Below are 15,402 nucleotides of genomic sequence, written 5' to 3' on the forward strand. Positions count from 1 at the left end.
ATGTTTTTTTTAGATGTTCAAGGCACTTTACTTTCGGATAAAGATAAGAGTTTAATCTCTGGTGCTAAAGAGTTAATTTCTTATTTGAATTCAAATAACATGCCTTATGTTGTTGTTACTAACAATACAAAAAAGCTTGATTTTTTATCAATCTTAAAGCAAAAAGGCTTAGACATTAAAGATAATGCTTATATTGATCCTTTTTATGTTTTAAAAGATATTTTAAAGCCTTGCAAGATTGCGGCATTTGGAGCTAGAGAGTTTTTATTTAGCCTTGAAAATTTAGGTTTTGAGCTTGATTTTAATCATCCTGAAGCTTTATTAATTTCTAGTTATGATGATTTCAAATTTAAAGATTTTGCTAATATGATAGAGCTTATTAAAAAAGATATTAGAGTAATTGCTATGCATGAGACAAGTATTTATAAAAAAGATAATAGACTCTATCCAGGCGTAGGTAGTATTATGGCTATGCTTAAAAATGCTACAAATTTTAATTATGAAGTAGTAGGAAAGCCTAGTTTAGCTTTTTATAAAGAAGCTTTAAAGCTCATTCAAAAACAAAATGAACAAATTAATTTTGAAGATATTTGTATTGTAAGTGATGATTTTAAAGGAGATTTATTAGAAGCTAAAAATTTAAATATGAAATGTATTTTAGTCTTAAGTGGAAAAATGAGCGATACTAAAGGAATTGATATAAGCTTACTTGATAAAATTTATCCTAGCGTTTTAGAACTTTTAGGGGAGTTAAAGTGCAAGATTTAAATGAATTAAGAGCACAAATTGATGCTTTAGATGATCAAATTTTGTATTTGCTTGATAAAAGAATGTCTTATGTTAAAGAAATAGGCAAAATAAAGCAAAGTAACGCTCAAGAAATTTATGATCATAAAAGAGAAGAATATATTTTAGATCGTTTAAATAATGTCAAATATAAATTTTTAAATTCAAACATGATTAAAAGTATCTATAGGGAAATTTTTTTTATATCAAAGCAAATACAGAATTTAGATTAAGATTTTATTAAACTCTTAATAGATTTTTGATACAATAAATATGTTTTTTTAAGTTTTTGTAATATAATTTTCAGTTTAAATAAATAGTTATTTGTAAATTTATTAAGGTTGCATATGGATTTTAAAAATATGTTCCATCAAATTGGACAACTTTATCAAAATTTAAGCCGTAAACAACGTATAGTTATAGCGGCTTCTATTGTTGTGGTTGTTGGATTTTTAGTTTTTTTAAGTTTATATCGTAACTCAGGAAGTGCTACTTCAGATGGCTACGCTATTTTGGTTGAGAATGTAAAACCAAGTTCATCTGCTGCTATTGTTTCAAAATTAGAACAAAGTGGTATTCCTTACCGTTTGCAAAATGAAAATACAATTTTAGTTCCCCAAGATCAAGTTTATAGACAAAGAATGATTATTGCATCTGAAGGTCTTATTAAGGATAGTCGCGTTGGTTTTGAAGCTTTTGATCAACAACAATTTGGTGCTACCAATGAAGAGCAAAAAGTTAAATATCAAAGAGCAATTGAAGGGGAGCTTGCTAGGACTATTGAAACTTTAGAGCCTATAAGATCAGCAGTTGTGCATATAGCCTTCCCAAAAGAAAGTGTTTTTACTGAAAGACAAATTCCTCCTACCGCTTCTGTTGTGCTTAATATTAAAGAAGGTTTAAAGCTTACAAGGAAACAAATTGATGGGATTAAAAATATCATTTCGGCTGCGGTTCCAAAGCTTACTAAAGACAATGTAAGAATTAGTGATCAAAGTGGAGCGCCTTTAGATGAGTTAGAAGCTTATGAAAGTGATGTAATTGCTGCACAGGTTAGATATAAAAGAGATCAAGAAAGAGAGCTTGAAGAAAAAATTATATCAACCTTAGCTCCTTTTGCCGGTGGAACTGATAAAATAGAAGTTAATGTGAATATAGATTTTGATTTTTCTAAAAAAGAATCTCAAAGTGAAATTTATGATCCAAATCCTATAGTAAGAAGCGAACAGACTTTAGAAGAACAAAGAGAAGGTAGAAAAGAGCCTGAAATTCAAGGAGTTCCTGGTGCTGTTTCTAATATAGGTCCAGTTGAAGGGCTTGATAATAAAGGTCAAGTAGAGCTTTATAAAAAAAATCAAGTAACAACTAATAATGAATTATCTAAAACTATAACCAATACCAAAAAACAATTTGCTACTATTATTAGAACTTCAGCAGCTGTTGCTATTGATGGAAAATATAAAGAAGTTGTTGATCAAGATGGTAATGTTCAAAATGAGTATATACCTTTAAGTGATACAGAACTTAAAAATATAGAAAGTTTGGTACAAAGTGCTATTAATTATAATGCAGCAAGAGGTGATATTGTTGTAGTTAGAAATTTACCTTTTCATCGTGAGTCTATTAAAGTGGAAAGTAAAGTTAGAACCTTTTATTCACGCTTTATTGAACCATTTATTCCGCCTGTTAAGTATTTTATTGCAGCTATTTTACTTTTTATTTTTTACAAAAAAGTTATTGGTCCTTTTATGCAAAAAATGCTCGAAGATGCAACCCCAGAAGAGCAACAACAAGCTCCTGGTTTGGTGTTAGATGAAGCAGAAGATGCTATAGAGAAATTTAATGCAGCAAGGAAAAAAGTTGAAGAACAACTTGGTTTTGGTGATAACTTCAATGAAGATTCTATTCAGTATGAAGTTTTGCTTGAGAAATTAAGAGGACTTGTGACTGATAAAAGTGAAGAGATTGCTGCTTTACTTCAAAATTTGGTTCAAAATGATTCTGAATTTAGCGAGAAGGATATGTAATGATAAAGCTTAGCGAAGAACAAAAAATGATTTATGATGATTTATCTATGCCTGAAAAAGTAGCAATTTTTTTAATTCAACTTGGAGAAGATGCTACAACGGCTGTGTTTTCGCATATGGAAATTGATGTTATTACAGAAATTTCAAGATATATAGCTATGGCCAAGAATGTTGATAGATCCGTAGCTACAGCGGTTTTAGAAGAGTTTTATACCTTGCTTCAGTCAAATCAATACATTAAAAGCGGTGGTTTGGAATATGCCAAAGAAATACTTTTTCGTACTTTTGGCCCTGATATTGCTAATAAAATCCTTGAAAAACTTACTAAAAGTATGGAGAATAACCAAAATTTTGCTTATTTGGCACAAATTAAACCACAACAACTTGCTGACTTTATTACAAAAGAACATCCTCAAACTATTGCCCTTATTTTAGCTCACATGGACTCAATCCATGCAGCCGAAACTTTAGAGTATTTTAGTGATGAATTAAGGGCTGAAGTTGTAATTAGAATGGCTAATCTTGGTGATATTTCTCCAAGTATTATCAAAAGAGTTTCTGCTGTGCTTGAAAGTAAACTTGAAAGTCTTACTTCTTATAAGGTTGAAGTGGGCGGTCCAAGGGCTGTGGCAGAAGTGCTCAATCGTTTAGGGCAAAAAGCAAGCAAATCTACTATTACTTATATTGAGCAAAGTGATGAGCGTTTAGCTGAAACTATTAAAGAACTTATGTTTACTTTTGATGATATTAGCAAATTAAGCACTAATGCGATTCGTGAAATTTTAAAAGTTGCTGATAAAAAAGATTTGATGATAGGTTTAAAAGGTGCAAGCGAAGAATTAAAACAAAAATTTCTTTCAAATATGTCATCACGTGCTAGTGAAGCTTTTTTAGAAGAAATGGGATTTTTAGGAGCTGTAAGGGTAAAGGATGTTGAAGATGCTCAAAGAAAAGTGGTTGAAGCAGTTCAAAAATTAGCAGAACAAGGTCTAATACAAACAGGCGATGCAGATGAAATGATAGAATAGGAACAATATGGCAAATCGTAGTAATGTAATTTCTAAAAAAGATAATGAGCAACATGTTGTTGAAGGCTATAGATTTAAAGTTATATCTGAATTTAATCATGAGCAAGAAAAATCTCATATCAATAATGAAATTAAAAATGATAATGAAGTAGCTTCTAAGGAAGAACAAGTTGCTTTAAAAGATAATGAAATTAGTGAAGAAAAACAGCTTGATTTTCAACCAAGTTTTGTAGAAGATTTACTTAAAAAAACAGATGAAATGTCAAGTAATATTATTAAACTTCAAATGCAAATTGAAAATCAAGAAAGTGAATTTAACAACCGTCTTAATTCTGAGCTTGAGAGTGCAAAGGAAAAATTTACACAAGAAGGTTATAACAACGCTAAAATAGAGTTTGAAAAAGAATTAAATGATTTAAAAGAAAGATATTTAAAAAGTATTTTAAAACTTGATGAAGCAAGTAAAAATTTAGATTTATTTATTGAAAAAAACAAAAAGGAATTAGCAGATACTGCGATAGATATTGCAAAGGAAGTAATTTTAAAAGAAGTAGAAAATAATTCTTCTAAAATTGCCTATTCTTTAGCAAAGGATTTGGTTTCAGAATTAAAAGGTGCTAGTGAAATAGATATTAGAGTAAATTGTAGTGATTATGATTATTTAAAATCTGAATTTAAAAATGATCTTAGTATTAAGGTTACTTTAGATGATGCAATCTCTAAAGGAAGCGTTGTAATATTAAGTGATTTAGGAAATATAGAATCAAGTCTTAATCAAAGATTAGAAAAAATAAAAAGAATGATTAATAATGAGTAAGAGATTATCCTATACTCATAAAGAGCTTCAAAATTTAAGTCTTAAAGAGCTTGAAGACTTAGCTTTTAATTTAAGAGAGAAAATTATAGAGGTGGTTTCAAAAAATGGAGGACATTTAAGTTCAAATTTAGGTGCTGTAGAACTTAGTATTGCAATGCATGTGGTTTTTGATCACAGTAAAGATCCTTTTATTTTTGACGTCTCTCACCAATCTTACGCTCATAAACTCTTAAGTGGAAGAGAAAATATTTTTCATACTTTACGTCAATTTAAAGGACTTAGTGGATACACTAAACCAAATGAAGGAGATTATTTTATTGCGGGGCATTCTAGTACTTCAATTTCTTTAGCCATTGGGGCTTGTAAAGCTATAAAATTAAAAAATGAAGATCGCTTACCTGTGGTTTTAATTGGAGATGGGGCTTTAAGTGCTGGAATGGCTTATGAAGCTTTAAATGAATTGGGTGATAGAAAATATCCTTGTGTCATTATACTAAATGATAACGAAATGAGTATTTCAAAACCAATAGGAGCTATTTCTAAGTATCTTTCTCAGGCAATGGCAACACAATTTTATCAAAAATTTAAAAAAAGAGTAGAAAAAATGCTTGATTTTTTGCCAGATGGTGCAACCTATATGGCAAAGCGTTTTGAGGAGAGTTTTAAACTAATTACACCTGGGCTTTTATTTGAAGAATTAGGACTTGAATATATAGGTCCTATTAATGGGCATAATTTAAATGAAATTATTGCTGCTTTAAAACAAGCAAAACTTATAAAAAAACCTTGTGTTATTCATGCACAAACTATAAAAGGAAAGGGTTATTCTTTAGCTGAAGGAAGACATGCTAAATGGCATGGGGTTAGTGCTTTTAATATAAAAAATGGAGAAAGTCTTAAGAAGCAAGATAAAAAAAGTGCTACTGAAATTTTTAGTCAAAATTTATTAGAATTAGCAAATAAATATGAAAATATAGTCGGAGTTACTGCGGCTATGCCTAGCGGAACAGGACTTGATAAGCTTATAGAAAAATATCCTCAAAGATTTTGGGATGTGGCTATTGCAGAGCAACATGCTGTAACTTCCATGGCAGCTATGGCAAAAGAAGGTTTTAAACCTTTTATAGCTATTTATAGCACTTTTTTACAGCGTGCATATGATCAAGTAATTCATGATTGTGCTATTTTAAATTTAAATGTTATTTTTGCTATGGATAGAGCAGGAATTGTTGGTGAAGATGGAGAGACTCATCAAGGAGTTTTTGATATTAATTTTTTATTACCTTTGCCAAATTTAACTCTTGTTGCACCAAGAGATGAAGCTATGATGGTAAAAATTATGGAATATGCTTATCATCATAAAGGTCCTATTGCATTTCGCTATCCTAGAGGAAGTTTTATTTTAGATAATGAATTTAAAGCATGTGAAATAAAATTGGCTAAAGCCCAATGGCTTATCGAGAGTGAAAGTGAAGTTGCTTTTTTGGGTTATGGGCAAGGCGTTGGAAAAGCTTGGAGCGTGTTAAAAAATATACAAATTAATAAAAAGAGTGCAAATTTAGTCGACTTAATTTTTATTAAACCTTTAGATGAGGAATTTCTTAAAGAGCTTGCAAAAAAAACAAAAATATGGTTTGTATTTTCAGAGAGCAATAAAATAGGCGGTGTGGGAAGTTTATTAAATACTTTTATACAAGAAAATAATTTAAACATTAAACTAATTAGTTTTGAGTATAAAGATAAATTTATAGAGCATGGAAAACTTTTTGAAATAGAGAAAGAATTAGGACTTGATACAGACTCATTAACAAATTATGTTTTAAATTATATTTAGTTTATTATTTAATAAAAAATATTATTTAATAAATATAAACTTGTTTTAATTATTTTATTATATAATTTTTATTTGTAAATTTTTAGAGGTGGAGATTATGGAATTGTTAGAAATGTTAAAAAAACATGAACTTAAAGCAACACCACAAAGACTTTGTGTCTTAAAAATTTTAAAACGTCATGAACATCCAAATATAGAAGAACTTTATGCAGAGATTAAAAAAGAATATCCATCTATTTCTTTGGCAACTGTTTATAAGAATTTAAATACTTTGCAAGAACAAGGTTTAGTGGTTGAAATCAATGTAGCTAATCAAAAAACTTGTTATGATATCTATGAGGAAGAGCATATTCATATCATATGTTCTAAATGTGGCAGTATAGAAGATTTAAATTTTAAAGATTCAAATCTTAAAGAGTATCAAGAACATTTAGAAAAAAAACTTGGTAATATTATAAATCATTTAGCAATTTGTGCGTATGTAGATGGTTGCAAAAAATGTTTTTAGATAAATTGAAATTGTTAAACAGTTTCAATTTATTATTAAAATTTAGATTCTAAAAATCCTAAAAATACTTGTATAATTTTAATTGATTTATTGTAATATCTTGCGAAATAAACTTTCCATTTGAGCGAAAGATTAAAATATGTTGTAGAAATAAAAATAAACTAATTTAAAAAGTGCTAAAATTTTTTAATTATAATAATTTATTTAAGTATTCTATATGATAAATCAATAGAGGGATAAAATGCAAAAGCAAGAAAAAATTGTTCAAATGTTTAATGAAATTGCTCCTAGCTACGACAAAGCAAATAGAATTTTAAGTTTTGGAATTGATATAACTTGGCGTAAAAGGGCTTGTAATTATGTTTTAAAAAACTATGATAAAACAGATTTAAATATTATTGATGTTGCTTGTGGAACTGCTGATATGATTAATATTTGGCAACAAGAGGCTTTAAAACTTGATAAAAAAATTTCAAAAATTATAGGCATCGATCCTAGTGAAGGTATGTTAAAGATTGCAAAAGAAAAATACAAAAAAGTTACATTTATAAAAGCTTTTGCACAGGATTTGCCTTTAGAGAATGAAAGTGCTGATATTATGAGCATAAGTTATGGACTTAGAAATGTTGTTGAAAGGAAAAAGGCTTTAAAAGAATTTTTTAGGGTTCTTAAAAAAGATGGCTTACTTTTAATCTTAGAATTTAGCAAACAGGAAAAGAAAGGGTTTTTATCTTTTTTTAGAGATTTTTATCTTAAAAATATTTTACCTATTTTAGGAGGTTTTTTAAGCAAAAATAAAAGTGCTTATGAGTATTTGCCTAATTCAATTGATCATTTTCTAAGCGAACAAGAATTAGCTAAAGAATTGCAAGAAATAGGTTTTAAAATAGTAAAAATTAATAATTTTAGTTTTGGTATCAGCTCTATGTTTGTGGCAAAAAAATGACTGTAAGCGAACTTAATATAAAGGCTAAAGCTTTACTTGAAACTCATTTTGAAAATATTATTTTAAATGGAGAGCTATCAAAAATCACTATCCATTCTTCAGGGCATTGGTATTTTGAGCTTAAGGATGAAAATTCAAGTATTTCTTGTGTGATTTTTAAATGGGAAAATTTAAAATTAAATTTTATTCCTAAAGTAGGAGATTTTTTAGAGCTTATTGGAAGTCTTAGTTTATACTCTCAGAGCGGACGTTATCAATTTATTGCTAATACTATAAAAAAAATGGGTTTTGGAGATTTAGAAGGGCAATTTTTAGCTTTAAAGGAACGCTTAGATAAAGAAGGTTTATTTGACATAAAATATAAAAAACAATTACCTAAATTTCCTTTAAAAATAGGTATTATAAGTTCTTTTACTTCAGCAGCTTTAGAAGATATGTTAAAAATAATAGAACAAAAATCATATTTTTTAGCAAAAATTTATGTTTTTAATGCTTTAACTCAAGGAAATTTAGCCCCGTCTTCTTTAATAAATGCTTTGAAAAAAGCAGATGTAAAAGGACTTGATGTTTTAATTATTGCAAGAGGTGGAGGTAGTAGAGAAGATCTTTTTTGTTTTAATGATGAAAATTTAGCCAGAGAAATTTTTAAAGCAAAAACACCTATTATTTCAGCTATTGGACATGAGATTGATTATGTAATCAGTGATTTTGTAGCAGATCTTAGGGCACCAACACCTAGTGCAGCTATAGATTTACTCATTCCATCAAGAATGGATTTAGAGCAAGATTTAGATTTTAAAACTCAGCAATTAAAAATTATTTTACAAACTAAATTTAAAAATTTAGAATTAGAACTTTTAAATTTAGAAAAAATATTAAAAGCTAATTCTTTAAATGTTTTAATTTCTCAAAAAATTGATCAAAGCAATCATCTAAAACAACAATTATTTTTTTCCATAAAAAATAAATTAAATATTGCTTATTTAAATTTAGAAAAAGCAGAAAATGCCTATAAACAACACGAATCTTTTTTTCAAAAAAGTAAAAATTTAGTCAATATTGAAAAAGATGGCAAGATAGTAAATTTAAAAGACTTAAAGCAAAATGATAAAATAATTTTAAATTCACAAGATGATAGAAAACAAGCACAAGTTTTATAAAGGAAAAAATATGAGAAAAATTAATTTTAGTGCAGGACCTTCAACTTTACCTTTAGAAGTTTTAAAAGAGGCAAATGAAAATTTACTTGATTATAAGGGACTTGGTTTTTCTATTATGGAGTTTAGTCATAGAAGTAGCGTTTTTGAAGAGATTCATTTTGATGCTATGAAAATGGCTAAAGAACTTTATAATTTAGATGATAATTATGAAGTTTTATTTTTGCATGGAGGTGCTAGTTTACAATTTGCTATGATTCCTATGAATTTATATTTAGGCGGAGTTTGTGAGTATGCAAATACTGGAATTTGGACTCAAAAAGCTATTAATGAGGCTAGAATTTTGGGAGTCAATCTTAAAATTGTTGCTTCAAGTAAAGAAGAAAATTTTTCTTATATACCAAAAATAAACTTTAGTGATAATGCTGATTATGCCTATATATGTTCAAACAATACTATTTATGGAACACAATATAAAGAATATCCAAAGACTAAGAGTCCTTTGATTGTTGATGCTTCGAGTGATTTTTTTTCTAAAAAAGTAGATTTTTCTAATATCGCTCTTTTTTATGGAGGAACTCAAAAGAATGCCGGAATTTCAGGCTTATCTTGTGTTTTTATTCGTAAAGATATGTTAGAAAGAAGTAAAAATAAAATCTTACCGAGTATGTTAAAATATAGTATCCATTCAGAATATAATTCATTATTTAATACTCCTTGTAATTTTGCTATTTATATTTTTAATCTTGAAATGCAATGGCTTTTAAAGCAAGGAGGTCTTGATGTGGTTTATGAAAAAAATTTAGAAAAAGCAAATCTTTTATATAAGGCTATAGATGAAAGTGAAGGTTTTTACAAAGGCTATGCGCAAAATAAAGATAGATCTTTAATGAATGTAAGTTTTAATATAAAAGATGAGAATTTGCTTCCTATTTTTTTAAAAGAAGCAGAACAAAATGATCTTTTAGGACTTAAAGGACATAAACTTTTGGGCGGAATTCGTGCAAGTATTTATAATGCTATAACTTTAGAGCAGGTAAAAACTTTATGTGATTTTATGAAAGAATTTGCTAAAAAATATAATTAATTATTTTTTATTTTCTAATATAAAATAGATGCTTAAAAATAATAAATAATTAAATTCTTATTTTAGGATAAAATATGAATACCATATAATTCAAGTTTAAGCATTTTTGGAATAAGCACAACAAATAATTGGAATTTCGGCGATAAAAATACCGCTCAAATTCCAAATGATAAAAACAAGTCAAATGTTGCAAATTTAGATAAACTTCTAAAATCTTACAAAGATTATTATGATGAACTTACAAAAGAAATTCCTATCGCTAAAGGCTCTATACAAGATCAGATTTTAAAGCAAAAAATAAAGTTTCAGTGCATTGGTTGGATGAAGACTTACAAAAAGGATATGTAAAAATTTATCACACAAGTATGAGTGTAGAAGAATTTAAACAAAAATGGTTAGATCTTCAAGCCAAACACGAAGCTAGATTTGGCGAAATTGCAGAGAAAAGCAGAAAGATATTCAACAAGAAATGCAAACTGCACAAGAGCAATATAACAACCAAAAAGAACAAGAAACAAAAACTTTTTTAAACCTATACAAGCAGAAAGTAAAAGCGAAACTTACAAAGATGAAGTAAAAACAAATTTTTGGCAACAATTTTTAAAAGTTCAACAAGAAAATAGAATGGATGTTTTAGAAATCTTAGAAATGTTAAATAAACAAGGCTTAGATTTAAAGCTTAAGAATTATTTTTTCTATCAAGCCTTTTAATATCCTTGTATTTTTTTAGAATTTTAACCATTTGGTTACCAAGAAAAAAATTTAAGTCTTATCCTTTGCTTTTTATGACATGCTTCCCCGTCCTTTATAAATCGGGAGTTTCTAGTATCAACAAATCTAGCCTACTTTTGTAGGTCTTATGAATTCTTCTCCAAGAGTTGATACTTTAGCTTTGTAAAATGAAACATACAAAGAAGATAATACAAGAAATAGACTTTAAAAAAGGCTCTAGAAGCTAAATTTGGCACAAGTAAAGAATTAGAACTTCTTAGTATGGAATTTAATAATGATGCAAAAGAATTTATTAATAAAATTCTTTCTTAAGGTGATTTATTTAGAATTAAAAATGTGGATATAGAGGTTTAAGAAAAATTTTCTCCGCCGAATTTAAGTAAAGCAGAACCCCAAGTAAAACCCCCACCAAAAGCATCAAGAAGTATTAAATTTCCTTTTTTAAGACGTCCTTCTTCATAAGCATCGTTCATAGCCATAGGTATCGAAGCGGCTGAAGTATTGCCGTATTTTTGCACACATACAACACATTTATGATCTTCTAAATTTAATTTTTCTTGTACAGCTTTAATAATGCGTAAATTTGCCTGATGCGGTATAAAAAGATCAATATTACTTGCTTTTAGATTATTTTTTTTTAAAATTTCTATAACATCATTGCTTAAAGTGTTAACAGCTATTTTAAAAACTTCGTTTCCTTTCATACTCATACAAAGTGGAGTGCTTATACTGGATTTTTGCGAACGTTTAGTCATTAAAAGATCCCCATAGTCCCCATTACTTGCAGTATGAACATCAATAATAGGATTATCAGAATTAAGACTTATAATGCCAGCTCCAGCTCCATCTCCAAATAAAATACAAATACTTCTATCATTATAATCAATAATAGAACTTGTTTTTTCTGCTCCTATGATCAAAACATTCTTTTTGCTACCACTTTCAACCATAGCTTTTGCAAGTTCAAGTAAATAAATGAATCCTGTGCAAGCAGCTGAAATATCAAAAGCCGTTATATTTTTAAGCCCTAGGTTTGAAGCTATTTTGCAAGCAGTTGAAGGCATAGCAAAATAGTCAGGACTCAGAGTTGCTACTAAAATTGCATCAATATCATCAGGATTTAAATTTGCTCTTTTTATAGCTTTTAATGCTGCTTTTGTTCCAAGATCACTTGTTTGCTCGTTATCATTGGCAATACGCCTTTCTTTAATACCTGTGCGTCTTGTTATCCACTCATCTGAAGTGTCAACAATTTTTTCAAGATCAAAGTTACTTAAAACTTTTTCTGGCACATAAGCTGCTATACTACGTAAAGATGCTTTTTTAACTATATTTTGAGAGTTCATTTTCTATAACTTGATTAATATTTGATTCGCTAAACTTAATAGCTTGAAAAATCGCATTTTTAATTGCCCTAGAGTCACTTTTTCCATGACTTATAATAACACAATCATTAATACCTAGCAAAGGCGCACCACCATATTCTTGCCAGTCAATACGCTTTTTAAGTTTATAAAAAGAGTTTTTAAGCAATAAAGCTCCTAACTTTGAAATAAGTGATTTTTTAATTTCTGATTTTAATATTTGAAATATGGCTGTTGCAACACCTTCACAGGATTTAAGAATAATATTTCCATTAAAACCATCACAAACTAAAACATCAATGCTTCCATTGAAAATATCTCTACCTTCAGCATTTCCAATAAAATTTGGAATTTTTTTCATAATTTGATGAGCTTCTTTAGTGAGCTCATTTCCCTTGCTTTCTTCCTCTCCATTGGAGAGAAGTGCAATTTTTGGTTTTTGAATATTCATAATTTCTTTAGCATAAATTTCACCCATAATTGCAAATTGAAATAAATTCTCAACTTTACAATCGGTATTTGCACCAACATCTAAAATTAAAGTATTTGTTTTAATATTCGGCATTAAAGTTGCAATAGCAGGCCTTGAAATATTTTTAAGTCTTCCAAGTTTTAAAGTCGCTAAAGACATAGTTGCACCACTATGTCCTGCTGAAACAACTGCTTTTGCTTTGCCTTCTTTTACAAGTTCTATAGCTTTATAAATAGTTGTCTCTTTTCGTTTTAAAACCTCTGTTGCACTTTCTTCCATAGAGAAAATTTCGTTTGCCTCTTCATATCGAATATATTTTTCTAAATGTTGCGGAATTAAAGGTTTTAAAATTTCAGACTGACCTACTAAAATTGCATTAAAAGGCTTTATACTTAAAGCTTGTATTACACCTTCAACAATAGGTTTTTCTCCAAAATCGCCACCCATTGCATCAATTGCAATGTTTATCATAAATTTTAGTATTCCTTAGTTACTGGATTAACACGATGAGGCATTTTATAACTTCCATCTTTATCTTTAATAGGCATTGGAAGAGTCACTTTATAATGTGTTCTACGTTTTGCTGCACGTGTTTTACTTACTCGTCTTTTAGGTACTGCCATTTTTTCTCCTTTTTAAATTTTACATTTATCGCAATAAAAATAATCACTAAAATATGTTTCAACTTCCCCAATTGCAATTTCTATAAGATCAATTTGAGAATCAAAAAATTCGATAGTATTACTAAGCTCATTTTCAGAATCTTTAAAAATACCATCACTTGCAAATAGTTCTAATTTTTCATTAATGGAGAATTCAGCCTCTTCTCCACAGCTATCACAAGGCTTATAAATAAAGCCTTTTATTATAGCATTAATTTTAACTATTTTCGCATTAATTTTAACCATATCTCCTTCAAAAACTATATTTTCAAGATTGAGTTTAAAAGGATAGGGTGTTGTATGAATTTTAGAAAAATGAATTTTCATTTATATATTTCATCAGTTTTAAAGAAAAAGTTAATTTCAATTTCTGCATTTTCTAGACTATCGCTTCCGTGTACAGCATTTGCGTCAATGTTTTCAGCAAAATCAGCTCTTATAGTTCCAGCTTTAGCTTCTTTTGGATTGGTTGCACCCATTAATTCTCTATTTTTAAATACAGCATCTTCTCCTTCTAAAACAGAGACAACCACAGGCCCACTAATCATAAATTTAACTAAATCTTCAAAGAAAGGTTTATCTTTATGAATTTGGTAAAATTCTTCGGCTTGGTTTTGATTTAATTGAATTTTTTTCATTGCAACGATTTTCAATCCATTGCTTTCAAAACGATCAAGAATTTTACCTATTACATTTTTTTTAACAGCATCAGGTTTAATAATTGATAAAGTTTTTTGAATCAAAGTATTCTCCATAATTTATTTTAAAAAACTATGATTATACTTAAATTATACTTAAAATTTTATTTAATTAATCTTTATCAATATTTTTAGTTTTTAAGCAAATACAGGAGTGCTTCCATCTCTCATATCTGCACCAATTTCATTACGACTTGGTTGTCCTTCTTGAATATCACTCCAAACTATACAACCATCTGTAGGGCAAGCACTTGCACATGCTGGTTGATCATTGTATCCTACGCACTCAACGCATTTGTTTGCATATACATAATAACTATCTTCATTATTAGGATTACTTGCATCATCTACTATTGCTGAAACCGGACACTCATCTATACAAGAACCACATGCAATACAAATATCTGTAATTTTTACTGCCATTTTTTCTCCTTATATTAAATTAATATTTTAGAATTCTATCATACTATTCTTAAAAACTTATTTTTTTGATAATCAAAATTTATCTTTATTGATAATATTTATTAAAAATCAATAATATAATATCTATTTCAATAATATTTAAAGATTTAAACGATATAATTTAGTTATCAATAAAATTTATTATTTAGGAGATAAAAATGATAGTTACAAAAAAAGCTTTAGATTTTACTGCTCCAGCAGTTTTAGGAAATAATGAAATAGTAGAAGATTTTAATCTTTATAAAAATATAGGACCAAAAGGCGCTGTTGTATTTTTCTATCCAAAAGATTTTACTTTTGTATGTCCTTCTGAAATCATTGCATTTGATAAAAGATATCAAGAATTTAAAGATAGAGGAATTGAAGTAATTGGAATTTCAGGAGATAATGAGTTTTCACATTTTGCTTGGAAAAATACTCCAGTAAATCAAGGTGGTATTGGCCAAGTTAAATTCCCTCTAGTTGCTGATTTAACTAAACAAATTGCTAGAAATTTTGATGTATTATATGCAGAGGCTGTAGCACTTCGCGGATCATTTCTTTTAGATGCTGATGGAACAGTTCGTCATGCTGTGATTAATGATTTACCACTTGGAAGAAATATTGATGAAATGATTAGAATGGTTGATACTATGCTTTTCACAAATGAGCATGGTGAAGTTTGTCCAGCAGGTTGGAATAAAGGTGATGAAGGAATGAAAGCAGATCCTAAAGGCGTTGCTGATTATCTTGGAAAAAATGAAAACAAACTTTAATTAGCTTTCTCCCTTTTTTAAGGGAGATATTTGATAAATCCTTATAGAACTCTTATATTAATTTAAT

19 protein-coding genes are annotated in these 15,402 nt (G+C 28.4%); 13 read left to right on the forward strand and 6 right to left on the reverse strand.

Annotated elements, in window-relative coordinates:
• From DU473_RS02700 to DU473_RS08615, 12 genes are all read left to right on the forward strand, one after another.
• Nucleotides 1–768, forward strand: a complete 768-nt coding sequence (locus DU473_RS02700) for an HAD-IIA family hydrolase (RefSeq protein ID WP_131163782.1) — start codon at nucleotides 1–3, stop codon at nucleotides 766–768.
• A complete protein-coding gene (gene pheA, locus DU473_RS02705; RefSeq protein ID WP_131163783.1) occupies nucleotides 756–1,019 on the forward strand; it encodes a chorismate mutase in 264 nt (87 codons plus the stop codon). Before DU473_RS02700 ends, pheA begins: the two co-directional genes overlap by 13 nt.
• A 114-nt stretch (nucleotides 1,020–1,133) precedes the next feature.
• Nucleotides 1,134–2,813, forward strand: a complete 1,680-nt coding sequence (gene fliF / locus DU473_RS02710; protein ID WP_131163784.1) for a flagellar basal-body MS-ring/collar protein FliF — start codon at nucleotides 1,134–1,136, stop codon at nucleotides 2,811–2,813.
• Nucleotides 2,813–3,841: a flagellar motor switch protein FliG gene (gene fliG / locus DU473_RS02715; protein ID WP_131163785.1), complete on the forward strand. Its 1,029-nt coding sequence runs from the start codon at nucleotides 2,813–2,815 to the stop codon at nucleotides 3,839–3,841. The genes fliF and fliG overlap by 1 nt, the downstream gene beginning before the upstream one ends.
• Nucleotides 3,842–3,848: 7 nt before the next feature.
• A complete protein-coding gene (fliH, locus tag DU473_RS02720) occupies nucleotides 3,849–4,658 on the forward strand; it encodes a flagellar assembly protein FliH (RefSeq protein ID WP_131163786.1) in 810 nt (269 codons plus the stop codon).
• Nucleotides 4,651–6,492, forward strand: coding sequence for a 1-deoxy-D-xylulose-5-phosphate synthase (gene dxs / locus DU473_RS02725; RefSeq protein ID WP_131163787.1), 1,842 nt, complete (start codon nucleotides 4,651–4,653; stop codon nucleotides 6,490–6,492). Before fliH ends, dxs begins: the two co-directional genes overlap by 8 nt.
• A 97-nt stretch (nucleotides 6,493–6,589) precedes the next feature.
• A complete protein-coding gene (perR, locus tag DU473_RS02730; protein WP_131165655.1) occupies nucleotides 6,590–7,000 on the forward strand; it encodes a peroxide-responsive transcriptional repressor PerR in 411 nt (136 codons plus the stop codon).
• A gap of 241 nt (nucleotides 7,001–7,241) precedes the next feature.
• Nucleotides 7,242–7,946: a bifunctional demethylmenaquinone methyltransferase/2-methoxy-6-polyprenyl-1,4-benzoquinol methylase UbiE gene (ubiE, locus tag DU473_RS02735; RefSeq protein ID WP_131163789.1), complete on the forward strand. Its 705-nt coding sequence runs from the start codon at nucleotides 7,242–7,244 to the stop codon at nucleotides 7,944–7,946.
• Nucleotides 7,943–9,106, forward strand: a complete 1,164-nt coding sequence (gene xseA / locus DU473_RS02740; RefSeq protein ID WP_131163790.1) for an exodeoxyribonuclease VII large subunit — start codon at nucleotides 7,943–7,945, stop codon at nucleotides 9,104–9,106. Before ubiE ends, xseA begins: the two co-directional genes overlap by 4 nt.
• A gap of 10 nt (nucleotides 9,107–9,116) precedes the next feature.
• Nucleotides 9,117–10,190, forward strand: a complete 1,074-nt coding sequence (serC, locus tag DU473_RS02745) for a phosphoserine transaminase (protein WP_131163791.1) — start codon at nucleotides 9,117–9,119, stop codon at nucleotides 10,188–10,190.
• 308 nt (nucleotides 10,191–10,498) lie between these two features.
• Nucleotides 10,499–10,720 (forward strand): hypothetical protein, encoded by a 222-nt coding sequence (locus tag DU473_RS02750; protein WP_131163792.1) that lies wholly within the window; start codon nucleotides 10,499–10,501, stop codon nucleotides 10,718–10,720.
• A gap of 4 nt (nucleotides 10,721–10,724) precedes the next feature.
• Nucleotides 10,725–10,901: a Cj0814-related protein gene (locus DU473_RS08615; protein ID WP_498365874.1), complete on the forward strand. Its 177-nt coding sequence runs from the start codon at nucleotides 10,725–10,727 to the stop codon at nucleotides 10,899–10,901.
• Between the two features lie 371 nt (nucleotides 10,902–11,272).
• Here the strand turns inward: DU473_RS08615 and DU473_RS02755 are convergent, their stop codons facing one another.
• The 6 genes from DU473_RS02755 to DU473_RS02780 all read right to left on the reverse strand — a co-directional run bounded on the left by DU473_RS02755 (nucleotide 11,273) and on the right by DU473_RS02780 (nucleotide 14,541).
• Entirely contained in the window at nucleotides 11,273–12,268 is a 996-nt protein-coding gene (locus tag DU473_RS02755) for a beta-ketoacyl-ACP synthase III (RefSeq protein ID WP_131165654.1), read from the reverse strand.
• The gene (gene plsX, locus DU473_RS02760) at nucleotides 12,246–13,229 is read right to left on the reverse strand and encodes a phosphate acyltransferase PlsX (RefSeq protein ID WP_131163794.1); all 984 of its coding nucleotides are present in this window, start codon (nucleotides 13,227–13,229) and stop codon (nucleotides 12,246–12,248) included. The genes DU473_RS02755 and plsX overlap by 23 nt, the downstream gene beginning before the upstream one ends.
• 5 nt (nucleotides 13,230–13,234) lie before the next feature.
• Entirely contained in the window at nucleotides 13,235–13,381 is a 147-nt protein-coding gene (gene rpmF, locus DU473_RS02765; protein ID WP_012662034.1) for a 50S ribosomal protein L32, read from the reverse strand.
• Nucleotides 13,382–13,393: 12 nt separating this feature from the next.
• Nucleotides 13,394–13,747 carry a hypothetical protein gene (locus DU473_RS02770; protein WP_131163795.1) on the reverse strand — a complete coding sequence of 118 codons (354 nt, stop codon included), beginning with the start codon at nucleotides 13,745–13,747 and terminating at the stop codon, nucleotides 13,394–13,396.
• Nucleotides 13,744–14,160: a nucleoside-diphosphate kinase gene (gene ndk / locus DU473_RS02775; protein WP_131163830.1), complete on the reverse strand. Its 417-nt coding sequence runs from the start codon at nucleotides 14,158–14,160 to the stop codon at nucleotides 13,744–13,746. The genes DU473_RS02770 and ndk overlap by 4 nt, the downstream gene beginning before the upstream one ends.
• Nucleotides 14,161–14,256: 96 nt before the next feature.
• The gene (locus DU473_RS02780; protein WP_131163796.1) at nucleotides 14,257–14,541 is read right to left on the reverse strand and encodes a DUF362 domain-containing protein; all 285 of its coding nucleotides are present in this window, start codon (nucleotides 14,539–14,541) and stop codon (nucleotides 14,257–14,259) included.
• A gap of 197 nt (nucleotides 14,542–14,738) precedes the next feature.
• Between DU473_RS02780 and DU473_RS02785 the strand changes: the two genes are divergently transcribed.
• A complete protein-coding gene (locus DU473_RS02785) occupies nucleotides 14,739–15,335 on the forward strand; it encodes a peroxiredoxin (protein ID WP_131163797.1) in 597 nt (198 codons plus the stop codon).
• The last annotated feature ends 67 nt before the right edge of the window (nucleotides 15,336–15,402 follow it).

The sequence above is a fragment of the Campylobacter novaezeelandiae genome (assembly GCF_004323845.1).
Classification (GTDB): Bacteria; Campylobacterota; Campylobacteria; order Campylobacterales; family Campylobacteraceae; genus Campylobacter_D; species Campylobacter_D novaezeelandiae.